The 22,225-nt window shown below is 73.5% G+C and carries 21 protein-coding genes; 10 read left to right on the top strand and 11 right to left on the bottom strand.

Going from position 1 to position 22,225, the window contains the following annotated elements; genetic code table 11:
- The first annotated feature begins 267 nt into the window (after positions 1-267).
- Both ACE3UN_RS05900 and ACE3UN_RS05895 read left to right on the top strand, forming a co-directional pair.
- Positions 268-888, top strand: coding sequence for a chalcone isomerase family protein (locus tag ACE3UN_RS05900; RefSeq protein WP_374673996.1), 621 nt, complete (start codon positions 268-270; stop codon positions 886-888).
- 168 nt (positions 889-1,056) lie between these two features.
- Positions 1,057-1,824 (top strand): TonB family protein, encoded by a 768-nt coding sequence (locus tag ACE3UN_RS05895; RefSeq protein WP_374673995.1) that lies wholly within the window; start codon positions 1,057-1,059, stop codon positions 1,822-1,824.
- A gap of 6 nt (positions 1,825-1,830) precedes the next feature.
- On the opposite strand, the gene gph is transcribed toward ACE3UN_RS05895, so the two are convergent.
- Both gph and rpe read right to left on the bottom strand, forming a co-directional pair.
- Positions 1,831-2,511: a phosphoglycolate phosphatase gene (gph, locus tag ACE3UN_RS05890; RefSeq protein ID WP_374673994.1), complete on the bottom strand. Its 681-nt coding sequence runs from the start codon at positions 2,509-2,511 to the stop codon at positions 1,831-1,833.
- Positions 2,508-3,188 (bottom strand): ribulose-phosphate 3-epimerase, encoded by a 681-nt coding sequence (gene rpe, locus ACE3UN_RS05885; RefSeq protein ID WP_374674145.1) that lies wholly within the window; start codon positions 3,186-3,188, stop codon positions 2,508-2,510. The genes gph and rpe overlap by 4 nt, the downstream gene beginning before the upstream one ends.
- Positions 3,189-3,275: 87 nt before the next feature.
- Here rpe and apaG point away from each other — a divergent pair, with 87 nt between their 5' ends.
- Together apaG and ACE3UN_RS05875 are read left to right on the top strand one after the other, a co-directional pair.
- Positions 3,276-3,650 (top strand): Co2+/Mg2+ efflux protein ApaG, encoded by a 375-nt coding sequence (gene apaG, locus ACE3UN_RS05880; RefSeq protein ID WP_374673993.1) that lies wholly within the window; start codon positions 3,276-3,278, stop codon positions 3,648-3,650.
- Positions 3,650-5,761 (top strand): site-specific recombinase, encoded by a 2,112-nt coding sequence (locus tag ACE3UN_RS05875; protein ID WP_374673992.1) that lies wholly within the window; start codon positions 3,650-3,652, stop codon positions 5,759-5,761. The genes apaG and ACE3UN_RS05875 overlap by 1 nt, the downstream gene beginning before the upstream one ends.
- On the opposite strand, the gene ACE3UN_RS05870 is transcribed toward ACE3UN_RS05875, so the two are convergent.
- On the bottom strand, positions 5,762-5,908 hold the full coding sequence (locus tag ACE3UN_RS05870; protein ID WP_374673991.1) for a hypothetical protein: 147 nt from the start codon (positions 5,906-5,908) through the stop codon (positions 5,762-5,764).
- Between ACE3UN_RS05870 and ACE3UN_RS05865 the strand changes: the two genes are divergently transcribed.
- Positions 5,907-7,145 (top strand): murein transglycosylase A, encoded by a 1,239-nt coding sequence (locus ACE3UN_RS05865; protein WP_374673990.1) that lies wholly within the window; start codon positions 5,907-5,909, stop codon positions 7,143-7,145. The genes ACE3UN_RS05870 and ACE3UN_RS05865 overlap by 2 nt on opposite strands.
- Positions 7,146-7,233: 88 nt before the next feature.
- Here ACE3UN_RS05865 and ACE3UN_RS05860 read toward each other — a convergent pair whose 3' ends face one another.
- The 7 genes from ACE3UN_RS05860 to ACE3UN_RS05830 all read right to left on the bottom strand — a co-directional run bounded on the left by ACE3UN_RS05860 (position 7,234) and on the right by ACE3UN_RS05830 (position 13,576).
- Positions 7,234-7,863, bottom strand: a complete 630-nt coding sequence (locus ACE3UN_RS05860; protein ID WP_374673989.1) for a hypothetical protein — start codon at positions 7,861-7,863, stop codon at positions 7,234-7,236.
- A 17-nt stretch (positions 7,864-7,880) separates the two neighbouring features.
- Positions 7,881-8,672 carry an ABC transporter ATP-binding protein gene (locus tag ACE3UN_RS05855; protein WP_374673988.1) on the bottom strand — a complete coding sequence of 264 codons (792 nt, stop codon included), beginning with the start codon at positions 8,670-8,672 and terminating at the stop codon, positions 7,881-7,883.
- A gap of 111 nt (positions 8,673-8,783) precedes the next feature.
- A complete protein-coding gene (locus tag ACE3UN_RS05850; protein ID WP_374673987.1) occupies positions 8,784-9,908 on the bottom strand; it encodes a succinylglutamate desuccinylase/aspartoacylase family protein in 1,125 nt (374 codons plus the stop codon).
- A gap of 32 nt (positions 9,909-9,940) precedes the next feature.
- Positions 9,941-10,639, bottom strand: coding sequence for an ABC transporter permease (locus ACE3UN_RS05845; RefSeq protein WP_374673986.1), 699 nt, complete (start codon positions 10,637-10,639; stop codon positions 9,941-9,943).
- Positions 10,640-10,646: 7 nt separating this feature from the next.
- Positions 10,647-11,336, bottom strand: coding sequence for an ABC transporter permease (locus tag ACE3UN_RS05840; protein WP_374673985.1), 690 nt, complete (start codon positions 11,334-11,336; stop codon positions 10,647-10,649).
- Positions 11,337-11,359: 23 nt separating this feature from the next.
- The gene (locus ACE3UN_RS05835) at positions 11,360-12,163 is read right to left on the bottom strand and encodes an ABC transporter substrate-binding protein (protein WP_374673984.1); all 804 of its coding nucleotides are present in this window, start codon (positions 12,161-12,163) and stop codon (positions 11,360-11,362) included.
- A 36-nt stretch (positions 12,164-12,199) separates the two neighbouring features.
- Positions 12,200-13,576, bottom strand: a complete 1,377-nt coding sequence (locus tag ACE3UN_RS05830; protein ID WP_374673983.1) for a cyanophycinase — start codon at positions 13,574-13,576, stop codon at positions 12,200-12,202.
- 208 nt (positions 13,577-13,784) lie between these two features.
- On the opposite strand from ACE3UN_RS05830, the gene ACE3UN_RS05825 reads away from it, so the two are divergent.
- The 3 genes from ACE3UN_RS05825 (at position 13,785) to ACE3UN_RS05815 (ending at position 18,482) form a co-directional block, all read left to right on the top strand.
- Entirely contained in the window at positions 13,785-16,538 is a 2,754-nt protein-coding gene (locus tag ACE3UN_RS05825; RefSeq protein ID WP_374673982.1) for a TonB-dependent receptor, read from the top strand.
- A gap of 23 nt (positions 16,539-16,561) precedes the next feature.
- Positions 16,562-17,416, top strand: a complete 855-nt coding sequence (locus ACE3UN_RS05820) for an AraC family ligand binding domain-containing protein (protein WP_374673981.1) — start codon at positions 16,562-16,564, stop codon at positions 17,414-17,416.
- 97 nt (positions 17,417-17,513) lie between these two features.
- Entirely contained in the window at positions 17,514-18,482 is a 969-nt protein-coding gene (locus ACE3UN_RS05815; RefSeq protein ID WP_374673980.1) for a DMT family transporter, read from the top strand.
- Here ACE3UN_RS05815 and ACE3UN_RS05810 read toward each other — a convergent pair.
- Complete coding sequence (locus ACE3UN_RS05810; protein ID WP_374673979.1) at positions 18,470-20,062, bottom strand: diguanylate cyclase; 1,593 nt, start codon at positions 20,060-20,062, stop codon at positions 18,470-18,472. The genes ACE3UN_RS05815 and ACE3UN_RS05810 overlap by 13 nt on opposite strands.
- A gap of 71 nt (positions 20,063-20,133) precedes the next feature.
- Between ACE3UN_RS05810 and ACE3UN_RS05805 the strand changes: the two genes are divergently transcribed.
- Positions 20,134-21,408, top strand: a complete 1,275-nt coding sequence (locus ACE3UN_RS05805) for an alanine racemase (RefSeq protein WP_374673978.1) — start codon at positions 20,134-20,136, stop codon at positions 21,406-21,408.
- Positions 21,409-21,443: 35 nt separating this feature from the next.
- Entirely contained in the window at positions 21,444-22,199 is a 756-nt protein-coding gene (locus ACE3UN_RS05800; RefSeq protein ID WP_374673977.1) for a 5'-methylthioadenosine/adenosylhomocysteine nucleosidase, read from the top strand.
- Positions 22,200-22,225 lie beyond the last annotated feature (26 nt).

Genomic DNA, 22,225 nt, shown 5'->3' with positions numbered 1-22,225 from the left:
TTAGCGCCCGGGGCGTGCCAGCGGCAGATGGGCAGGGACGATCGAGCGACGCCAGGGCCAGGCTCCCCGGTCGTGCGACAACGCCAACCCTCTGCGCGAAGTGAACATGTGTGGAAAGTGTAGCAGTCGGGGCGCTGGCATCGGGGTTGCGACGCATGGACAGCCCCGTAACGCTGCGTCACACTTGCCGCCTCTTCCCGCCGGTCCGACGCCCTGGGCGAACGGAGCCGGCGCTGCATCCAGGATATCCAGAAAGGTCTGCAGACCATGTGGCGACGTTGGGGTTCGAGCCTGGTGCTCGGCAGCTGTATGGCGTTGGGGGCGGTGGCGGCAAGCCACGCGCAGACGGTCGAGCTGGCCGGCATCAAGTACGAAACGACCGAGCAGGTCGCCGGGCAGAAACTGCAGCTCAACGGTGCGGGCATCCGCTACAAGGCCATCTTCAAGGTCTACGCCGCGGCGCTGTACCTGCCCACCAAGATGGGCACGCCCGAGGCGGTGTACGGCGCCACCGGCAGCCCCCGCCGCATCCACATCACGATGTTGCGCGACATCGACGGCAACGAGCTCGGCAAGCTGTTCACCCAGGGCATGGAGAAGAACTCGCCGCGCGACGTCTTCGCCAAGTCGATCAACGGCACCATCAAGATGGCCGACCTGTTCTCCAAGCGCAAGAAGCTCGCCACCGGCGAGAGCTTCAGCGTCGACTGGATCCCTGGCACTGGCACGGTGATCTCGGTGAACGGCAAGCCGGAGCTCGAGCCCATCAAGGAGCCGGAGTTCTACACCGCCCTGATGAGCATCTGGCTCGGCCCCTCCCCCGCCGACACCCAGCTCAAGGACGCGCTGCTGGGCAAGGCCCGGGCGGCGCGCGGCGGCGACTCCTGAACAGCGCGGCGGGCCCGCGAGCGCCCGCGCGAACACTTCTTGCATGCCGGCGCCCGTCGCGGCCCGGCCCGGCAGCGGCGGCCGCAGGTGTGATCCACCCGCAGCGCCCTCTTCCACCCGATGCCCGCCGCCTCATCCGCGCGGCGGCTGTCCCTGGACATGACGCCCATGATTGCCTTCGTTGGACGCCACCCCCTCGCGACCGCCGGCCTGGCCCTGCTGGCCGGGGCGTGCCCTGCCTGGGCGCAGGCGCCGGCGGTACCCGCCCCGGTGGCCGATGAGAAGGTGAGCGAGCGGGTCAAGAAGGACGCGGCCAGCCCGCTGTACTGGATCCGACTGAACGCGCAGAAGGCCGATGGCGCCTCACGTCCGGCTGCGCCACGCATCACCGAGGTGCGCACGGCGCCCGCCGTGCGTCCGGTCGCCGCGAGCGTCGCCCCCTCCGGCGCCACCGCGCCCGCCATCGCGTCCCGGCCGTCCGCCGGCACGCCGGGGTCGGCGGCGGTGTCGCGGCGCGAGGCCGAGGGCGAAGCCACCGCCATCCTGGCCGCCCCAGCGCCGCTGGCCAGCCCGGCCGAGGTGGCCGCCGCGGCCGCTGCCGCCACGGCCGCGCTGGCCTTGCCGAGCGCGGCCTCGGCACCCCGGCCCGACCTGCTGCCGCCGCCCGACGAGTCAGAGGAGGCCGAGCCGCTGTCGCTGCTCGCGGCCGGGGAGCCGGAGTTCCCCGCCGCCATGATGCGCAAACTGCGCAGGGGCAACGTGCAGGTGCGCTTCGAGGTGCAGCCGGACGGCCGCGTGGCCGAGGCCTCGGTCGTGCAGACGAGCCACCGCGGCCTCAATGCCGCGGCGGTACAGGCCGTGCAGGCCTGGCAGTTCAAGCCGGTCAAGGCCCCGCGCACCGCGGTGGTCGACCTCGGCTTCGACCTCGACGGCTGACCCGGATCAGCGCCCGGCCACCGGGAGTTCGGCGAGCAGGTCGTCCAGGCGGTCGATCACCCAGTCGGCGCCGGCCGCCTCGGCGGGCTCGCCATGGTTGTAGCCATGGCGCACCAGCACCACGGGGCAGCCCGCGCCGCGTGCCGCCTGCACGTCGTTGCGCGAATCGCCCACCATCAGCGTCTCGGCGGGGGCCGTGCCGAGCGCTTCGCATGCCCGCAGGAGCGGCAGGGGGTCCGGCTTGCGGCGCTCGAAGGCGTCGCCGCCGAAACAATGGGCGAAGGCGTCGGCGAGCCCCTTGGCCGCCAGCAGGTCGCGCGCGAACGCCGTGGGCTTGTTGGTCAGGCACACCAGCGGCCAACCGGCCGCCCGCAGCCCAGCCAGCCCCTCGGCCACGCCGGGGAAGACGTCGGCGTGGCGGCCGTTGACGTCGCGGTAGTGGCGCTGGTAGAGCGCCCAGGCCGCCTCGTACTGCACGGCCGGGTCGCCGCCGGCCTCGGCCAGCGTGTGGCGGATGAGGTGCTCGGAGCCCTGCCCCACGGTGCGGGCGATGAAGTCGCGGCCCACCGCCCGCAGGCCGAGCGCGGCCAGCGTCCGGCCCAGCGCCACCTCGAAATCGCCGAGGGTGTCGACCAGCGTGCCGTCCAGGTCGATCAGCGCGGCACGCACGCCGTCCAGGCGGCTCACCGCGCCAGTTCCGCGCGCATGGCGTCGATCACCGTGCGGTAGTCCTTCTGGCCGAAGATGGCGCTGCCGGCGACGAAGGTGTCGGCGCCCGCGTCGGCCACACGGCGGATGTTGTCGGTCTTGATGCCGCCGTCGACCTCCAGGCGGATGTCGCGGCCCGAGGCGTCGATGAGGCGGCGCACCCGCTCGGCCTTGCGCAGGGTGCTGTCGATGAAGCTCTGGCCGCCGAAGCCCGGGTTCACGCTCATCAGCAGCACCACGTCGACCTTGTCGATCACCCACTCCAGCACGTCCACCGGCATCGCCGGGTTGAACACCAGGCCGGCCTGGCAGCCCGCGCCACGGATCAGCTGCAGCGTGCGGTCCACATGGGTGGACGCGTCGGGGTGGAAGGTGATGATGTCCGCCCCCGCCTGGGCGAAGGCCTGCGCCAGCGCATCCACCGGCTGCACCATCAGGTGCACGTCGATGGGCGCCGGCGTGCCGTCCGGCTTCACCGCGTGGGACTTCAACGCCTGGCACACCATGGGGCCGAAGGTGAGGTTCGGCACGTAATGGTTGTCCATCACGTCGAAGTGGATCCAGTCGGCGCCGGCGGCCAGCACGTCGCGCACTTCCTGCCCCAGGCGGGCGAAATCGGCGGACAGGATGCTGGGGGCGATGCGGTAGGTGGCCATGGTGAGCACGGGGGGGCGGGAAACCGCCAATTTTAGGCGGCCACCCCTTGCCGCCGTCTGCCAAGGGGCAGGCGGCACAATCGCGGCATGCCCTCACCCCAGTTCACCGTCTCGGTGCTCACCCAGTACCTGCCGGATCGGTCGTCCGCCAACGAGGACGTCTATGCCTTCGCGTACACCGTCACCATCCGGAACTCCGGGGACGTGACGGCGCAGCTGATCGCCCGCCACTGGGTCATCACCGACAGTGCCGGCCACGTGGAAGAAGTGCGCGGCCTGGCCGTGGTGGGCCACCAGCCGCTGCTCAAACCAGGCGAGACCTTCGAGTACACCAGCTGGGCCCGCATCGCCACGCCGCGCGGCCGCATGCACGGCACCTTCTTCTGCATCACCGAGGACGCCCACTGGTTCGACACCCCGGTGGCGCCTTTCGAGCTCTCCCAGGCCCAGGCGCTGCACTGATGGGGCGGCGCGCCGCGCGCCCGGGCCGCGGGCGCTGGGAACTGACGGCGCTGCTGAACGCCGCCGACCCGCTGGCCGACGCGGCCGAGCAGCACCTGTGGCTGATCCGCTGGCTGGATTGGCTGCGCCAGCCCGGCCCCCCCAGCGAAGGCGCCGCCGCCGAGGACACGGCCTCCGCCGGCGCCGCCGCCACGCCGTGGCCGGTGCGGCGCCTGCGCCTGTTCGTCGACGTGGTGGAGCGCCACCCGGAGCACCACGCGCAAGTGGGCGCGCTGCTGCGCCGGGTGTTCGCCCGGCTGGACGCCACCGGCCTGCTCGCGGACTTCGGCTTTGCGCCGCGCCAGGGTTTTCTCAGCGAGGTGGCCGAGCGGCTGCGCCTGGGCTGGCTGCCCGGCACCCCGCAGACCACCGACCTGGGCGCACTGTTCCCGCTGCTGTTCCGCGGCCAGGAGGACGCCCGCTGGCTGGCAGCCGTGGACGCCACGACCGCCGGGCGCCTGCTGCGCATCGTGCTGCCCCCCGACGCGTCCCCGGCGGGCGCCGAGGCCTGGCGCGCCGCGATGGTCGAGTCCATCCAGTTGCTGGCCAGCCAGATCCGCGCAGCCGGCCTGTCCGGTGCGATGCGTCAGCGCATGGACGACGCCCTGCTGGCGGACCGCCCGTTCCACCAGGTGGTGCAGGCGGCCGAGGCGCTGCGTGCCGGCCACCTGGACGGCGTCGACGACGCCGCGCGCCTGCAGCAGGCGCACTACCTGCGCGCCGTGCTCGCCGCCTGCCGCACGGCGGCCGCCAGCGTGCGCGGCCACCTCGACGAACATGGCATCTCGGTGGACCTGGTGTTCCAGGTGGCCCAGCTGCAGGCGCGGGGCGAGCGCATCGAGGCCCTGCTCGACTGCCTGGTGAGCGACATCGTGCCCGGCGGCGAGCCACCCGGCAGCCGCCCCGACGCGGCGGCGGAACTGCACCACCTGCTGCTGGGCCTGGTGCGCTGTGCGGAGGAACGCCGCTCGCTCACGGCCCTGTTCCGGCGCCACTACGCGCTGCTCGCGCGCAAGGTCACCGAACGCAGCGCGGAGACGGGCGAGCACTACATCACCCGCAGCCGGGCCGAGTTCCGCGCCATGCTGGCGCACGCGGCCGGCGGGGGCGCGGTGATCGGGTTCACCACCCTCGCCAAGTTCCTGCTGGGCACGCTGGCGCTGTCGGCGTTCTGGGCCGGCTTCGCCGCGGGCCTGAACTACGCGTTCAGCTTCCTGCTCATCTACCTGGCCCACTGGACGGTGGCCACCAAGCAGCCGGCCATGACCGCGCCGGCCCTGGCCGCGCGGCTGGAGGGCGTGGCCGCCAGCGACGAGGCGGTGGAGGACTTCGTGGACGAGGTGGCCCACCTGCTGCGCTCCCAGTTCGCCGGCATCGTGGGCAACCTGGCCCTGGTGGTGCCGGTGGTGCTGGCGGTGCAGGCGCTGGGCTGGTGGCTGGGCGGCCGCCCGGTGGTCGGGCCGGCGCAGGCGGAGTACGTGCTGCATTCGCTGCACCTGCTGGGCCCCACCGCGCTCTACGCGGCCTTCACGGGCGTGCTGCTGTTCGCGTCCAGCCTGATCGCGGGCTGGGTGGAGAACTGGTTCGTCTTCCACCGGCTGGACAGCGCCATGGCCTGGAACCCCCGCCTGCGCGACCGCCTGGGCGCTGCGCGCGCCGGCCGTTGGGCGGCCTGGTGGCGCAAGCACATCTCCGGCGTCGCGGCCAATGTGTCGCTGGGCTTCATGCTGGGCGTGGTGCCCGTGGTGGGCGCCTTCTTCGGCCTGCCGCTGGAGGTGCGCCACGTCACGCTGTCCATGGGCCAGCTGGCGGCCGCGCTCGGCGCCGAGGGCACCGCCCTGCTGCATGCGCCCGCCTTCTGGTGGTGCCTGGCGTCCATCCCGGTGGTGGGCGTGCTGAACCTGGCGGTGAGCTTCAGCCTGGCCTTCCGCCTGGCCGTCAGCGCCCGCGGGCTGCGCGTGCATGAGCGCGGCCGCCTTTACGCCGCCCTGCGCCGGCGCGCACGGCGCGCGCCGCTGAGCTTCTTCCTGCCGCCGCGCGAGGCCGCGGCCATCCCGACGACGACCGCCTGATCAGCGCACGGGCGGCGGCGGGTCGTCCGGCCGGCCGGGATCCTCCGGCGGCTTCTCGCCACCACGCCGCCCGGCAAACATCGTCCACCAGACTATGAACACGAGCAGCGCGCCCGCGCCGAGGGCTTCCAGGATCAACCAGGTCATGGGCCGGATTTCACCTCAAGCCCGCCGCGTCGTGCCGGTGCTGGCGGGCCTCGTCCTCACCGGCTGCATGGGGCTGGGCCGGCAGGCGCCCGCGCCGGTGGAGCAGCGCGGGGCCGAGTCGCCCGCGGCCGCCGCCTCCGCGGTGTCGGCCCCGCCGCCGCCCGGCACGCTGCAGCGCGCGCGCTCGCGCTGGGTGCCGGCGGCCTTCGGCGAGCTGCCGGGCTGGGGCAGCGACCGCGTGGCCGAGCTCTGGCCCGCGCTGCGACTGTCGTGCGCCACCGCGGCGGGCCAGGGCCCGGTGGCGGTGGACCCGGCGTGGGGCGGCGTGTGCCAGCAGGTGCGGCAGTTCTTCCCCACCGACGACGTGCAGGCGCGGCTGTGGGTGGAGCAGCGCTTCCGGGTGTTCCGCGTGGAATCGCACGAGGGCGAACCCACCGGACTGCTGACCGGCTACTTCGAGCCGCTGGTGGAGGCCAGCCGCAAGCCCACGCGCACACGCCGCGTGCCGCTGCATGCCGCGCCCGCCGACCTGGGCCAGCGCAAGCCGTACTGGACACGCCAGGAGCTGGACACGCTGCCCGCCGCGCAGGCCGCCCTGAAGGGCCGCGAGATCGCCTGGGTGGAGGACCCGCTGGACGCACTGGTGCTGCAGATCCAGGGCTCGGGCCGCCTGCGGCTGACCGAGGCCGACGGCAGCACCCGCCTCGTGCGCCTGGCCTTTGCCGGCCACAACGATCAGCCCTACCGCTCGGTCGGCCGCTGGCTCATCGACCAGGGCGAGCTGGCGCCGGGCGAGGCGAGCTGGCCGGCCATCAAGGACTGGGCGCGCCGCCACCCGAAGCGCGTGCAGGAGATGCTCTGGCAGAACCCGCGCACCGTGTTCTTCCGCGAGGAGCCGCTGCCCGACCCGGCACTCGGGCCGCGCGGGGCGCAGGGCGTGCCGCTCACCCCGGGGCGCTCGATCGCGGTGGACCCGCAGTCGGTGCCCTACGGCACGCCGGTGTGGCTGGATGCCACCGAGCCGCTGTCCAGCCGCCCGCTGCAGCGCCTGGTGATGGCGCAGGACACCGGCGGCGCCATCGTGGGCGCGGTGCGCGCGGACTACTTCTGGGGCTGGGGCGACGACGCCGAGCAGCAGGCCGGGCGCACCAAGCAGGCGCTGCGCGTGTGGGTGCTGTGGCCGCGCGACGGCGCGGGGCCGGCCGCCGCGGCGGCTGTCGTCAAGGCCACCGGTTGATGACGCGCCCCCGGCTGCCACAGGCCGCCGGTGGATGACCCGCACCCGGCTGCCCACGGCCGCCGGTAGATGACCCACATCCGGCCGCCTACGGCAGCCGCATGATGCGCAGCTCCAGCATCTCGCCGCTGCCGTCCGGCTGCGTCCAGCGGCCCAGCGGCTGCCAGCTGTCCAGCGGCAGGTGCAGCTCGCCGCCCGCCTGCCGGGCCGCGGCGCCACGCCGGCCGTCCGCTTCGTCGGGCAGGGGCTGCTCGAACTGCCACGCCACCCAGGCGGGGGCCGCCCCACCCGGCCAACGCACCTGGACCTGCAGGCCCAGTACCCGGCCATGGCGCACCGTGCCGCCCGCCAGACCCGCGCCCTCGGGTGTCCACACCCACGCCACGCCCGCCTCGGGCTCGTCGCGCAGCAGCCGCCAGTGGGCCTGGCCGCCGTTGCGCACGCGCACGGCGGAGGGCGGGTCCGCCGCTGGCGCCGTGCGCACGACCACGCCGTCCGGCCCTGCGGCGGCGGCAGGGCTGCTGCCGGTGGCGGTGCCCACGACGACGCTGCCCGGCGCGTGGGCGGCCAGCGCCGGCCCGGGCCAGGGCTGCAGCCGCCACTGCACCAGCAGGTTCACCGCCGGCAGCGGCTCGGCAGCGCGCGGCGCTGCCGCCGCCGACCCGGCCGCCCCGGCGTCCGCCGCGCACACCACCAGCCCCAGCAGGGCCGTGGCCACGGCGCGGCGGCAGGACCTCACTTCAGCCCGCCGGACAGGAACTGGGTGAGGCGCTCGCTGCGGGGACGCACCAGCACCTCCCGCGGCGCGCCCTGCTCCTCGATCACGCCCTGGTGCAGGAAGATCGCCTGGCTGGCGACTTCCCGGGCGAAGCCGATCTCATGGGTGACGACGAGCATGGTGCGACCTTCTTCGGCCAGCCCGCGCATGACCTTGAGCACCTCGCCCACGAGCTCGGGGTCGAGCGCCGAGGTGGGCTCGTCGAACAGCATCACCTCGGGGTCGACTGCCAGCGCGCGGGCAATGGCCACCCGCTGCTGCTCGCCGCCGGACAGCTGGGCCGGGTAGGTGTTCTCGCGGTGCGACAGGCCCACGCGGGCGAGCAGCTCGCGCGCCCGCTCGCGCGCCTCGGCCGGCGGGCGGCCCAGCACGTGGATGGGCGCCTCCGTCACGTTGTCGATGGCCGTGCGGTGCTGCCACAGGTTGAAGCTCTGGAAGACGAAGGCCAGCCGCGTGCGCCAGTGGCGCAGCTGCGTGGTGTCGGCCGCCGTCAGGCTGCCATCGCGGTCGCGCTTGAGCTGCAGCGTCTCGGGGCCCAGGCGCAGCGTGCCCTCGTGCGGCTGCTCCAGCAGGTTCAGGCAGCGCAGCAGGGTGCTCTTGCCCGAACCGCTGGCGCCGATCAGCGCCACCACGTCGCCCGGCTTGGCGGCCAGGGACACGCCGCGCAGCACCTCGCGGTCACCGAAGCGCTTGTGCAGGTTGTCGACGGACAGCCCGACATGGGCCGTGGGATGCGGTGGATGGGTCATGCGAGCCCTTCGTCCGATGGGTACATCGGCCGATCCTCCCAGGGAATACGGGCCGGCTTGGGAGCGGCCCGGCGCTCGTCACGCGGCGCGTCAAACGACATGGCTCTTCCTTCAGGGAGACAGCAGGGCGCCGCTGCGCACGGCATCGCGGCCGGCCACCTTGCCGATGGCCATGCCGGCGTAGGCGAAGCGGCGCCATTCACGGGCGAAGAACAGGCCGTCGGCCGGACTGGCGACCACGCTCGCGCGGCCGGTGATGGGGTCGATCAGCTCGGCGATGGGCTCGCCGCGGCGCACCACGTCGCCCAGGTCGCGCAGGAACACCAGCACGCCGCCGTGCGGCGCATGCATGGGCATGGAGCCGGCCAGCGGCGTGGGCTCGCAGCAGCGCGACGGCAGCGCCGGCGGATCGGGCAGCTGCAGCACGCCGCGGTGGTGCAGGTAGGTGATGATCGCGTCGGCATCGCGCGTGGCCAGCTCGTGCGTCACGTCGTGCTCGCCGCGCAGTTCCACCGTGACGGCCAGGCAGGCCGGCGGCAGCGGCCTGGCCGGGCCCAGCCGCGCGGCCAGGTCCACCCACACCATCGAGCAGGCCTCGTCGAAGGGGTCGCCACCGGAGCGGTCGGCCAGCAGCGCCACCTCCACGCCCAGGCAGCGCGCCAGCAGCTCGCCCGCGGGCGACCAGGTGGCGGGCGTCGTGTACAGGTGCAGCAGGGCCTGGCCGTCGCAGTGCAGGTCGATCACCGTGTCGGCGTCGATCGCCAGGCCCAGCAGGGTGCGGCGCAGGTCCTCCAGCGGGGTGCTGGCCGGCTGCGCCGCGGCCGCCTCGCGCAGCGCCCGGCGCACCATGGCGGTGTTGGCGGCGGCGTCGCCGCCCAGCGCCTCGCCCACCCGCTCAAGCACCGCCTCGGTGAGGTCGGCGAAGTGGCGGTTGAAGTTCTCGCCGCCGGCCTGGTCGAACCGGCCCTGGTGCGTGCGCAGCGACCATTGCCCCAGCCCCAGGGGGTTGGCCGCCGGCACCAGCACCACCTCGCCGGTGACGCGGCCGGCCGCGTCGAGCTCGGCCAGCCGGCTGCGCAGGTGATGGGCCACGAGCATGCCCGGTGTCTCGTCGGCGTGCAGCGAGGCCTGGATGACCACCTTGGGGCCAGCGCCCGGCGTGCCGTGGTGCAGGCTGACGAGCTCGTGGCGCTGACCGGGGTGGGCCGGCAGCAGGACGTGGTGTTCGGTGCGCATGGGCAGGCAGGTCGGGAAGGCGGACGGCACGCTCAGCCGCGCGCGCCATGGGCCATGAGCGGCGCCAGCCAGCGCCGCTCGGCGGCGCGGAACAGCGCCACCAGCACCACGGTGATGAGCACGTAGCCCACGCCGGCGGTGATGAAGGCCTCGAAGGGCATGTAGTAGCGCGAGTGGATCTCGCGCGCGGCGCCAGTGAGGTCGTACAGCGTGACCACGCTGGCCAGGGAGGTGGCGTGCAGCATCAGCACCACCTCGTTGCCATAGGCGGGCAGCGCGCGGCGGAACGCGTGCGGCAGCACGATGCGGCGCAGGATGACCCAGCGCGACATGCCCAGCGACTGCGCCGCCTCGATCTCGCCGGCCGGCAGCGCCCGCATGGCGCCGTGCAGGATCTCGGTGGTGTAGGCGCAGGTGTTGATCGTGAAGGCCGCCACCGCGCAGAACCAGGCCGAGCGCAGGTAGGGCCAGAGAAGGCTCTCGCGCACGGCCTCGAACTGCGCCAGGCCGTAGTACAGCAGGAACAGCTGCGCCAGCAGCGGCGTGCCGCGGATGACGTAGGTGAACAGCCACACCGGCCGCCACGCCCAGGCGGACGGCATGCTGCGCAGCATGGCCAGCGGCAGGGCGAACAGCATGCCGAAGGCCAGCGACAGCACGAGCAGCGCCAGCGTGACGAGCAGGCCCTGGCCATACAGCGGCAGGTTCTCGGCAATGACCTCGAAGTCCATGCGTCGGTCAGAGCGCCACGCGCCGCACGCCGATGGCCAGCCGGCGCTGCAGCCAGGCGAAGGCCAGCTCGGACAGCGTCGTGAACACCAGGTACACGCCGCAGGCGGCGAGATAGAACACGAAGGGCTCGCGCGTGGCGCCGGCGGCCTGGGCGCTGCGGTTCATCAGGTCGGACAGGCCGATCACCGAGACGATGGCGGTGCTCTTGATCATCACCAGCCAGTTGTTGGACAGGCCGGGCAGCGCGTGGCGCAGCATGAGCGGCCCGGTGACGCGGCGCAGCACCTGCGCCGACGTCATGCCGAAGGCGAGCGCCGCTTCCTTCTGGCCCGCCGGCACGGCGAGAAAGGCGCCGCGCAGCACCTCGGTGAAGTAGGCGCCGAAGATGAAGCCGATCGTCAGCACGCCGGCGACGAAGGGGTCGACGTCGACGTAGCCCCACCAGCCGGTGCGGTCGCCCACGTGGTTCACCAGCACCTGCCCGCCGTAGAAGATGAGCAGCATCATCACCAGGTCGGGCACCGCGCGGATGAGCGTGGTGTAGCCCTGCGCCAGCCAGCGCAGGGGCCGCACGCTCGAGAGCTTGGCCACGGCGCCGGCCAGGCCCAGCACCAGGGCGATGGCCAGCGACGCGAGCGCCACGCCCAGCGTCAGCAGGGCGCCTTCGAGCAGGCTGGGGCCGTAGCCGTGCAGCATCGGTCGGTCGGGCGGGCGAGCGGTCAGCCGCCGTAGATGTCGAAGCTGAAGTACTTGTCCTGGATCTTCTTGTAGGTGCCGTTGGCGCGGATGGCCTTGATGGCCGCATTGAGCTTCTGCACCAGGGCCGTGTCAGCCTTGCGCACCGCGATGCCGGCACCGATGCCGAAGATCACCGGGTCGTCGATCGCCGCCCCCACCTGCGCGAAGCCCTTGCCGGCCGGCGTCTTCAGGAAGCCCAGGTCCACCGCCACCGAGTCGGCCAGCAGCGCGTCGATGCGGCCGGCGGCCAGGTCGAGGTAGAGCTCGTCCTGCTTCGCATAGCGGATGATCTCGCTGTGCTTGAAGTGGGCCGTGGCGTAGCGGTCATGGGTGGTGGTGCGCTGCACGCCGATGCGCTTGCCCTTCCAGGCCTCGGCCGTCTGCGCCGCCGGGGCGCCGGCCTTGGCCACCAGCCAGGCGGGCGTGTTGGCGTACTTGTCCGAGAAGGCCACCGAACGCTTGCGCTCCTCGGTGATGGACATCTGCGCCACGATGGCGTCGAACTTGCGCGCCTGCAGCGCGGGAATCATGCCGTCCCACTCGGCCTGCACCAGCGTGCACTCGGCCTTCATCTCGGCGCACAGCGCATTGGCGATGTCGATGTCGAAGCCCTTGATCTTGCCGTCGGGGCCGATCTCGGAGAACGGGGGGTAGGCGCCCTCCACGGCGATGCGGACCTTCTTCCAGTCCGGCGCCTGCGCATGGGCCGGCACGGCAGCCAGGGTGAGCACGCTGGTGAGCAGGCCGGCGATCGCGGCGGCCAGGGTACGGCGGGTGGTGGTCATGGTGGCGATGCGGTGGAGGGGATGGAAACGGTGCGGTCAGCGGCCGCGCCAGGGGGTGAACAGTGGCCGGCTGATGCGCACCGGCTGCACGTCGAGGTAGATGTTGGCGACGGAGTACTCCTCGCCACCGGACTCGTCAGAGTACCAGCCCATGCTGTCCGGCCCCTTGTACAGCCGGAAGGAGAAGCCCAGGTCGGCCAGCGGGTCCTTCTCGGGCGCGCGGGGGTCGAAGCTGAGGCCGCGCACTTCCTTCTGGTTGCTGTCGATCAGGAAGCCCATGGCGTTGGAGATGGTCGAGTCGCCCAGCATGTCGATGTAGAACGGCTCGGTGGTGTACTCGGGCTTGAAGCCGGGCGAGTTGGGGTCGAGCAGCTGGCCGCGCTGCTTGCGCTCGGACGGCTCGATGCGGCGCAGGCCCAGGTCGTAGCGGTCGCCGCGGTCCAGGTAGGTGAGCCGCGCGCCGGTGAGGTTGAACGCCGGCACCTTGGGGTCGGTGACCACGTCGTTGAGGTCCACCATGAGCGCGCCCTTGCCGCCCACGACCTCGACATAGTCGCCCTGCACGATGGCGGCGCTGTTCTCCTCGATGCCCAGGCCCAGCTTGTAGCCCTTTGCCATCATCAGGGGCAGCATGCGGCCGAAGCGCCCGCGCTTGAGGAAGTGCTGGTCGACGAAGAGGTTGGGGCCGACGAAACCCAGGCCGCTGTCGACCTCCTTGCCGGGGCGCAGCGCGCCCTTCATGACGCCCAGCACGCTGGGCGCGTCACGGAACATCACGCTGCTCATGATGGCAGCGCCCGCGGAGGTGCCCGCCACCACGCCGCCGCGGCGGTAGACGTCCCAGATGACGTCGAGCATGGGCGTGTTCTGGCCGCCCGGCTTGAAGGTGTCGACGATGCGCTCCTGGGCGCCGCCGGTGAAGAACACCCCGTCGGCGTTGCGCACGGCCTCCAGCAATTGCGGGTCGCGCACGGCCTTGCCCAGGTCGACCCAGCGCAGCTGCGGCGCCACCGGCATGGCCTCCGCCACGGCGCCGCGCTGCTCCAGCAGCTGCACCACGCGGCGCGAGGTGCGGTCGGGCGTCTGCGAGGCGGTGCCGAAGACGACCCAGCGCGAGCCCTTGCCGCCGGCCAGCGTGACCATGCGCTCCCAGATCTCGTCGTTGTCGGCCTTGAGTGCACCGCCGATGATCACGGCGTAGCCCTTGACCGGCTCGCCCACCTTGGGCGCACGGGCGATGGCAGCGCGGTTCGATGCACCGGAGGGGGCCGTGACCTGCACCACCGGGGTGCTGGCCGCCGGGGCCGACGCGGCCGGCGCGGCCCGCGACGCAGGCGTCAGGGCCAGCGTGGCAGCCGCGACGCAGAAGGCCAGGCAGGCGACAAGGGAGGGCGCGGTTCGAATCTGTGTCATTCCGGGACAAGGGGCCTGGCCGCAGGCCGGCACGGTGCATGCAAAGTTGCTGCCATGCGACGCGAATGTAGCGTGCAAGTTTCCTAAGCCGGCCAGCCTCCCTAGACTGGCGAAGCCCTGAGGATACCTGCCGACCGCATGCCGGGCATGGCTGTTCGCCCGGGGTGTCGTGTTCCCCGCCCTCGTCCACCCACAGAAAGCGCACCCGATGACACGCCCCTGCCGCCGCCCTGCCCTCCACTGGCTCGCCCAGGCCGCCCTGCTGGCCCTGGCCGCGAGCCCCGCCGCCCGCGCCCAGACCGCTCCCACCCCCGAGGAGCCCGTGAAGGTGCAGCGGGTGGAGGTGACGGGCACGGCCATCAAGCGCGTGGACGGCGACTCCGCGCTGCCACTGCAAACGATCACGCGCGAGGAGATCCAGAAGGTCGGCGTGACGACCGCCGCGGAACTGCTGTCCCGGGTGGCGGCCACCGCCAACAACCTCACCGACGGCGGCAGCATCCAGACCGGCGGCTTCCACGACCAGACTGGCTTCAACGGCGCCAACCTGCGCGGCATCGGGGTGTCGTCCACCCTGGTCCTGCTGAACGGTCGCCGCATGGCGAACTTCGCCTCGCCCGGCGACGACGCTGGCGTGGACCTCAACAACATCCCGGCCGCCGCCATCGACAAGGTGGAGATCCTGCTGGACGGCGCCTCCGCCATCTACGGCACGGACGCCATCGGCGGCGTGATCAACTTCATCACCCGCCGTGACTGGAGCGGGGTGGAGGTCAGCGTGCACGGCGGCATGACCGAGGAGGGCGGGGGCGGCAAGTCGGGCGCGTCCATCGCGGCGGGATGGGGCAGCATGGCCGACAACGGCTTCAACGTCTTCGGCGTGGTGGACCTGCAGCGCACGGAGCGCCTGTCCACCAACCAGCGCCAGTTCATCAGCGACCTGCGCATCCCCGAGCGCCTGCCGCACCTGCTGTCCAGCGCCCCATGGCCGGGCAACCTGCGGCTGTCCGGCTCGCAGCTGGACACCCTGGCGGAGAACGGCTTCATGGTCAATGGTCGGGTGGTGGACAACCGCACCATCAGTCTGGCGGCGCCTGAGTGCAACCCGCCGCACTCGCTGTTCCTCGAGCAGGGCGTGAGCGACCAGGCCTGCACCTACGACTTCATGCGCGACCTGGAGCTCTACCCGGCCTCCGAGAAGACCAGCTTCCTGGGCCGTGGCACCTGGCAGCTCGGCGGCGACCATCAGCTGTTCGCCGAAGTCACCTACGCCGACGCGAAGACCTGGTACGTGGGCACGTCCAACCGGATCGACGCCGAGGTGCCGGTGCCATTGATCCCCGAGCTGCAGGGCTATGGCCTGGCCGACGACGACACCATCACCGTGCGCGCCCGGCTGCTCGAGGCCGGGCGACGCAAGAGCGAACTCACCAGCACGGGTGAGCGCTACGTGCTGGGGGTGCAGGGCCTGGTCGCTGGCTGGGACTACGACGCGGCCTACAACCACAGCGTCAACACCGTGAAGGACAAGGTGGTCGATGGCTACCTGCTCTACAACGAGCTGCTGGGGGCGATCGAGGACGGGCGCATCAGCGTGCTGCGCGACAACGACGCCGATGCGCGGGCCCTGCTGGACAGCTTCCAGGTGACCGACACCGTGCGCCGCGCCCGCGGCACCATGGATTCCGCGGACCTGAAGCTCTCGCGCCCGCTGATGCGGCTGGACGGTGGCGACATGGGACTCGCGCTCGGTGCCGAGCTGCGCCGGGAGCGCGCCGAATTCCGCCCGTCTGCCCTGCTGCTGACGGACAACATCCTGGGCGAAAGCACCCCCTTCGATGCGCGCGCCACCGACGATTCCCGCAAGGTGGCCGCCGTCTTTGCCGAGGTGCAGGCCCCCGTCACCAAGGCGCTCGAGCTGCAGGCGGCCCTGCGGCACGACCACTACCAGGGGGTGGGCGGCTCCACCAACCCGAAGGTGGGCGCCAAGTACACCGCCCTCCCCGGCGTCACGCTGCGGGGATCGGCCGGCACGGGTTTCCGCGCCCCCTCCCTGTCCGACCTGTACCGCCCGCCGCAGGCCGGCTCCACGTCCATCCTCCTGGACCCGGTGTGCCTGGAGCAGGACGACTACAACGTCTGGGACTGCTCCGACTTCTGGACCACCCAGCGCTACAGCAACCCCGACCTGAAGCCGGAGAAGTCCCGCCAGTTCTCGCTGGGCATGGTGCTCGCGCCCAGTCCCCAGTGGAACATCAGCCTCGACTACTGGCAGATCCGCAAGTCCAACCTCATCAGCGAGCTCGGCGACGACGTGATCCTGGCAAACCACGAGAAGTACGAGCACCTCATCCACCGCTACAACGAGGACGAGGGGCTGTGCGACTACGACCCCGAGGATCCGGCGATCTGCTACATCGAGATGCACAAGGAGAACCGCGGCGCGGAGCGGGCGGCCGGCCTCGACGTGGTGCTCGACTGGCAGGGCCGCCCCGGCGCGTGGGGCCGCTTCGGCGCCCGCCTGGTGGGCACGTGGATGCTGCAGTCCGAGAAGCAGACAGGCGACGGCGATCCCTTCGTGAGCAACCTGGGCCGCTTCGTCACCGACGGGGTGGTGCAGCGCTGGCGGCACAACCTGGCGGTCGACTGGGAGCACGGCCCGTGGTCGGTGACCGTGGACAACACCTACCTGTCCGCCTACGAGGACCAGAACCTCGCCCCCGACCCCAACTCGGGCGAGTACACCGCCCCCAACCGGGTGAAGGCGTACTCGCTGTGGGGCCTGTCCGGCGCCTGGGCGGTGGACACGCAGCTCACCGTGCGCGCCGGCGTGAAGAACCTCTTCGACACCGCCCCGCCGTTCTCCAACCAGGCCTACTTCTTCATCTCCGGCTACGACCCCAGCTACACCGACCCGCGCGGCCGCTTCTTCTACGCCAGCCTGAACTACAAGTTCAAGTAAGCGCGCCCCGTATGCTGGCGGGCATGCACGGCGTGCCCGACCACTTCGACCAGGCCCCCGACCGCGCGGCGTTCCGCCGCCCGGCGGGCTGGCCGGGCGTGGAGCTGTACCGGGCGCACATCGTCCACCACCACTTCGCGCCCCACCTGCACGATGGCTACGGGCTGGGCGTGGTGGAGGCCGGCGCGGAGCGCTTCCGCTACCGCGGCCGCGAGCACCTGGCTGCGGCGGGCGCCATCGTGCTCATGCAGCCGGGCGAGCTGCACACCGGTGGCCCCGCGGCGCCGGGCGGCTGGCGCTACCGCATGCTCTACCTCGACGCCCCGACCCTGCGCGCCCAGCTCGGGGACGGCGCGCCGGGCGACTGGGTGTTCGAGCGCGCCGTGCACGAGGAGCCGGCCCGCGCGCGCGACCTCGCCGCCACGCTGGCCCGCCTGTGGGACGCCGTCGACGCGGGCGAATCGCTCGCGGCCGACGCCGCCCTGGCCGACGCCCTGGCCGCGCTCGCGCCGTTGACCTCCCGCCCGACCGACCGCACCGCCGCCCTCCCGGCCGACGCGCGCCCCTTCGCCTCGGTGGTGGACGCGCTGCACGCGGACCTGCCGCGCGACTGGCGCCTGGCCGAGCTGGCCGCGCTCGCCGGCCTGAGCCCGTTCCACTTCCAGCGGGCCTTCCAGGCGGCGCACGGCGTCAGCGCCCACCAGTGGCGCATGGCACTGCGCCTGGCCGAGGCCAAGCGGCTGCTGGCGCGCGGCGAGCCCCCCGCGGCGGTGGCGGCGGCCGTCGGCCTGGCCGACCAGGCGCACCTCACCCGCCGCTTCGCCGGCATGTACGGCATCACCCCTGCGCGCTACCAGCGCGGGCTGCGCGCCGCCTGAGCGCGCCGGGCCGTCCGCCGCCCCAGCGCCGCCGTCCCAGCGCCGCCACCGCAACACCGTTCAAGACCGGGTCAGCCGCGACCGGCATCATGGCCGCATGGGAATCGGAGTGATGTTCGCGCTGGCCGCGGGGCTGATGTGGGGCCTGGTGTTCGTGGGACCGCTGATGCTGGCCGACTACCCGGCGGTGATGCTGTCGTTCGGCCGCTACCTGGCCTTCGGCCTGATCGCGCTGCCCCTGGCCTGGTGGGACCGCGCGCACCTGCGCCGCCTGACGCGGGCCGACTGGATCGAGGCACTGAAGCTCGCCCTGGTGGGAAACGTCGTCTATTACCTGTTCCTGTCATCCGCCATCCAGCGCGCCGGCGCCCCACTGCCCACCATGGTCATCGGCACGCTGCCCGTGGTGATCGCCACCTGCGCCAACTGGCGCAACGCGGCCCGCGACGGCCGGCTGCCCTGGCGGCGCCTGGCGCCGTCGCTGGGCCTCATCGCGCTGGGCATCGGCCTGGTGAACCAGGCCGAATGGGCCGCGATGCGCGCCGACCCGGAAGCCGACCTGGCGCGCTACGCCCTGGGCGCGCTGCTGGCGGTGGGCGCGGTGGTCTGCTGGACCTGGTACCCGCTGCGCAACGCGGACTGGCTGCGCGCCCACCCCGACCGCAGCCCGCGCGGCTGGGCCACCGCGCAGGGCGTGGCGACGCTGCCGCTGGCGGCCGTGGGCTTCGCGGCCACCTGGGCCTGGTTCGGTGCCACGGGCGCCCCGTGGGACATGCCCTTCGGCCCGCGCCCTGCCGCCTACGTGGGCCTGATGCTGGCCATCGGCCTGCTGTCGTCGTGGCTGGGCACGCTGTGCTGGAACGAGGCCAGCCAGCGCCTGCCCACGCACCTGAGCGGCCAGCTCATCGTCTTCGAGACGCTCTCGGCCCTGGCCTACGCGTTCCTGCTGCGCGGCCAGTGGCCAGGGCCCGCCACGCTGGCCGGCATCGCCCTGCTGGTGGCCGGCGTCGCCTGGGCGCTGCGCGTGGAGCCCGAGCCCGCGGCGGCGGACGCTCACCCGGCCTGAGCGGCCTCGGCCGGGGCCGGCTCCGCGGCCACCACCCGGTCCCGCCCGCCCAGCTTGGCGGCGTACAGGCGCTGGTCGGCCAGCGTGAGCAGCGCCTGGGCGCCGGCGGCCTCGCTGGCGTCGGCCACACCCAGGCTGGCGGTCACCCGCAGGCCAGGCGACACCTCGGGCCAGGGCTGGGCGGCGATGGCCTGGCGCAGGCGCTCGGCCACGTCGGCGGCGGACTGGCGGGTGGCGCCGGCCAGGCCCAGCACGAACTCCTCGCCGCCATAGCGCACCGCCCGGTCGCGGGCGCGGCAGTTGGCGGCCAGCAGGCGGCCCACGCGGCGCAGCACCTCGTCGCCCACGCCGTGGCCATGGCGGTCGTTCACCTGCTTGAAGTGGTCCAGGTCCACCAGCACCAGCGCCAGCCCGTCGCCGTGCACCTCGTCGCCGGGCAGGTGCTCGTGTAGCCAGGCCTGCAGCGCGCGGCGATTGCCCAGGCCGGTCAGCGCGTCCTCGGTGGCCTCGCGGGCCCATTGGTGGGTCAGGCGCGCCAGCTCCAGGCGCAGCTCGCGATGCCGCACGGCCGCCTGCGCCCGCTCGGCGGTGCTCTCGCGTTCCAGGGCCCGCAGCCGCTTCAGGGCGTCCAGCGCCCCCGCCGCGTCGCCCAGCCGCTCGCGCGCATCGGCCAGGCCTTCGAGGGCCGCACAGCGGTCCTCCAGCGTGCCGTGGGTCTGCAGCACCTGCAGCGCCTGCCCGTGGCGCTCGGCGGCCTCCGCGTGGCGGCCCAGGGCCGCGAGGCAGCGTGCCTCCTCGGTGAGGCACAGGCCGGCATTGGGCGCCATGCCCAGCCGCTGGTACACCGGCAGCAGCGCGCGCAGCGCGGCGGCCGCTTCCTCGTCGCGCCCCACCAGGTGCAGCGTGATGGCGTGGTTGCCCTCGGCCATGGCCTGCAGGCGGGCCGCGCCCTGGGCCCGGCAGTCGGCGGCCAGGGCCTGCCAGTCGCCGAGCAGCGCCACATGGGTGGCCTGGCGGGCGGGGTCGCCGGCGGGCAAGGATTCGGCATGGCGGTTGCGTGCGTTCAGCCAGGACAGGCGCAGGCTGAGGGCCTCCTCGCCCAGGGCGCGACCCGCACCCAGCGCCGCCGCCTCGCCCAGGCACGACAAGGCATGCTGGTGCCGGCCCAGCAGCGAGGCGGCCACGCCGATCTGCCGCAGCACGCGCAGCAGGCGCAGCGGCTCGCCCTGGGCCCGGGCGGAGATTTCCACGCGTTCCAGCATCTCGAGCGCCGCGGCGTGGTCACCGGCAGCGCGCAGCGCGCCGGCACACAGCACCAGGGCCTCGTCGGCCCCCACGGCGTCCTGCGACTCCCGGCACAGCGCCTCGGCGGTGATCGCCGCGCGCAGGCAGTCGGTGAAGCGGCCGGCACTGAGGGCGGCCGACGCCAGCGCACGCAGCGCCTGGGCGCGCTCGTGCCCCTCGGCGCCACGCGTGGCCTCGCCGGCCAGGGCCAGCGCCTCGTCGATGCGGCCCGCCCCCACGAGGCGGCGCACCTGCTGCTCGATGTCGTCGGTGGGTGAAGCGGCCGGCGTGCTCATGGGGCCGGAGTCTGCCAGCGCGGCGGTTGCATGGGGCTGACTGCCGAGTCGGCGGGTCCAGAATCGGCCCCATGACGCCTGACCTGCACAACCCCGAGCTCGGCCCCTGGCTGAAGGGCTGGCCCCTGCAGGCGCCGCCGTGCCTGCGCAGCGAGGTGGCCGGCCGCGGCTGGCGCGTGCTGGGGGGCGGGCTTCCCTTGCCGCTGGCCGTGTTGCACCGGGGTCGGCTGGCCCGCAACCTGGGCTGGATGCAGACGCTGGCCGAGCGGGCCGGTGTGTCGCTCGCGCCGCACGGCAAGACCACCATGGCGCCTGCGCTGTTCCAGGCGCAGCTGGCGGCCGGGGCCTGGGGCATCACCTTCGCCAGCGTGTCGCAGCTGGCCATCGGCGTGGCCAGCGGCGTGCGGCGGGCGCTGATCGCCAACCAGGTGCTGCAGGCCGCCGACCTGCACGCCCTGGCGGCGCTGCAGCGGGCCCATCCCGACCTGCGCGCCCCGTTCCTGGTGGATTCGCCCGCGCAGCTCGCCGCCATCGAGCACGCGCAGGCGGGCGCCGTGTTCGAGGTGCTGGTGGAGCTCGGCCTGCCCGGCGGCCGCACCGGCGTGCGCGACGACGCCGAGGCGCTGGCCCTGGCCCGCCGCCTGCGCGCCAGCCCCGCCGTGCGGCTGGTGGGCGTGGAAGCCTACGAGGGCCTGTGGGCCACCGGCGACGACGACACCGACCGCCAGCTCGTGGACGCGGTGCTGGGCCGGCTCGACGCCTTCCTGCGCACCGCGCAGGCGCAGGCGCTGTTCGAGACCGACCGCCCCCTGGTGAGCGCCGGCGGCTCGGCGGTGTTCGACCTGGTGGCCGCCGGCCTGGGCACCCTGGCGTCGCAGGGGCAGCGCCTGGCGCTGCTGCGGTCGGGCTGCTACGTCACCCACGACGACGGCGCCTACCAGCGCTACGCCAGTGTGGTGAACCGCCGGCTGGGCTGCGCCGAGGCCGCCGGCCTGCAGGCGGCCCTGCAGGTGTGGTGCCTCGTGCAGTCCTGCCCCGAGCCGGGCCTGGCCGTGCTGAACGCCGGCAAGCGCGACGTCTCCACGGACTGGGGCCTGCCCGTGCCGGTGGCCTGGGCCCCGGCCGGCGCCGAGTCGCCGCTGGCCTGCCCGCCGGGCTGGACCGTCGAGAAGCTCAACGACCAGCACGCCTACCTGCGCGTGGCCGACGGTTCGACAGCGCCCCGCGTGGGCGACCGCCTTGCGCTGGGCATCTCGCACCCGTGCACGACCTTCGACAAGTGGCGCTGGATGCCGGTGGTGGATGAGACGCTGGCGGTCGTCGATGCCATCGTGACCTGGTTCTGAGCGCCAGCCGGCCGGCGAGACACCACAATCCGCGCATGACCCCCGCCGCCCGCGCCCCTGCGCCCGTCACCGCACTCATCGCCGCCCTGCCCGAGGAGCTCGATGCCCTGCTGTCCACGCTGGAAGCGGCCCGCCCCGAGTCCCTGGCCGGCCGCACGTTCTGGCGCGGCACGCTGGCCGGTCAGCCGGTGCTGGCCGTGCTGTCGGGCATCGGCAAGGTGGCTGCCGCGTTGACCACCACCTTGCTCGTCAGCCACTTCGGTGCCGCGCGCGTGCTGTTCGTGGGCGTGGCCGGCGGCATCGGCGCGGGCGTGCAGGTGGGCGACATCGTCGTGGCCGACGCCCTGCTGCAGCACGACATGGACGCCTCGCCGCTGTTCCCGCGCCACGAGGTGCCGCTGACGGGCCTGTCGCGCTTTCCCGCGGATGCGGGCTTCACCGACGCCGTGCAGCGCGCCAGCATCGCCACGCTGCAGGCCCACCAGGAGGTGGCCGCCTTCGTCGGCCGCACGCCGCGTGTGCACCGCGGCCTGGTGCTCAGCGGCGACCGCTTCGTGGCCACCGCCGCCGAAGGCACCGCCCTGCGCGAACGCCTGCCCGATGCCCTGGCCGTGGAGATGGAGGGCGCCGCCGTCGCCCAGGTCTGCCATGCATTCGGGGTGCCGCTGGCGGTGGTGCGCAGCATCAGCGACCGCGCCGACGACGCCGCCCACCTCGACTTCCCGGCCTTCCTGCGCCAGGTGGCGGGGCCGCTGGGCCGGGAGATCGTGCAGCGCGTCATGCAGGCCTGACGCGCCGCCGCGGCGGCGCCCAGGCG

The sequence above is a fragment of the Ideonella sp. genome, from assembly GCF_041918995.1.
GTDB lineage: Bacteria > Pseudomonadota > Gammaproteobacteria > Burkholderiales > Burkholderiaceae_C > Ideonella.
The sequence above is the reverse complement of the archived record's forward strand: the minus strand, read 5'-3'. Positions and strand labels throughout refer to the sequence as shown.

Bases quoted from the DNA above. Each gene is read 5' to 3' on its own strand.
- ACE3UN_RS05895 (WP_374673995.1), top strand. From the start codon at position 1,057: ATGATTGCCTTCGTTGGACGCCACCCCCTCGCGACCGCCGGCCTGGCC.
- apaG (WP_374673993.1), top strand. From the start codon at position 3,276: ATGCCCTCACCCCAGTTCACCGTCTCGGTGCTCACCCAGTACCTGCCG.
- ACE3UN_RS05865 (WP_374673990.1), top strand. From the start codon at position 5,907: ATGGGCCGGATTTCACCTCAAGCCCGCCGCGTCGTGCCGGTGCTGGCG.
- ACE3UN_RS05805 (WP_374673978.1), top strand. From the start codon at position 20,134: ATGACGCCTGACCTGCACAACCCCGAGCTCGGCCCCTGGCTGAAGGGC.
- ACE3UN_RS05870 (WP_374673991.1), bottom strand. From the start codon at position 5,908: ATGACCTGGTTGATCCTGGAAGCCCTCGGCGCGGGCGCGCTGCTCGTG.
- ACE3UN_RS05800 (WP_374673977.1), top strand. From the start codon at position 21,444: ATGACCCCCGCCGCCCGCGCCCCTGCGCCCGTCACCGCACTCATCGCC.
- ACE3UN_RS05875 (WP_374673992.1), top strand. From the start codon at position 3,650: ATGGGGCGGCGCGCCGCGCGCCCGGGCCGCGGGCGCTGGGAACTGACG.
- ACE3UN_RS05840 (WP_374673985.1), bottom strand. From the start codon at position 11,336: ATGCTGCACGGCTACGGCCCCAGCCTGCTCGAAGGCGCCCTGCTGACG.
- ACE3UN_RS05900 (WP_374673996.1), top strand. From the start codon at position 268: ATGTGGCGACGTTGGGGTTCGAGCCTGGTGCTCGGCAGCTGTATGGCG.
- ACE3UN_RS05835 (WP_374673984.1), bottom strand. From the start codon at position 12,163: ATGACCACCACCCGCCGTACCCTGGCCGCCGCGATCGCCGGCCTGCTC.
- ACE3UN_RS05815 (WP_374673980.1), top strand. From the start codon at position 17,514: ATGGGAATCGGAGTGATGTTCGCGCTGGCCGCGGGGCTGATGTGGGGC.
- ACE3UN_RS05810 (WP_374673979.1), bottom strand. From the start codon at position 20,062: ATGAGCACGCCGGCCGCTTCACCCACCGACGACATCGAGCAGCAGGTG.
- ACE3UN_RS05855 (WP_374673988.1), bottom strand. From the start codon at position 8,672: ATGACCCATCCACCGCATCCCACGGCCCATGTCGGGCTGTCCGTCGAC.
- ACE3UN_RS05820 (WP_374673981.1), top strand. From the start codon at position 16,562: ATGCACGGCGTGCCCGACCACTTCGACCAGGCCCCCGACCGCGCGGCG.
- ACE3UN_RS05830 (WP_374673983.1), bottom strand. From the start codon at position 13,576: ATGACACAGATTCGAACCGCGCCCTCCCTTGTCGCCTGCCTGGCCTTC.
- rpe (WP_374674145.1), bottom strand. From the start codon at position 3,188: ATGGCCACCTACCGCATCGCCCCCAGCATCCTGTCCGCCGATTTCGCC.
- ACE3UN_RS05850 (WP_374673987.1), bottom strand. From the start codon at position 9,908: ATGCGCACCGAACACCACGTCCTGCTGCCGGCCCACCCCGGTCAGCGC.
- ACE3UN_RS05825 (WP_374673982.1), top strand. From the start codon at position 13,785: ATGACACGCCCCTGCCGCCGCCCTGCCCTCCACTGGCTCGCCCAGGCC.
- ACE3UN_RS05845 (WP_374673986.1), bottom strand. From the start codon at position 10,639: ATGGACTTCGAGGTCATTGCCGAGAACCTGCCGCTGTATGGCCAGGGC.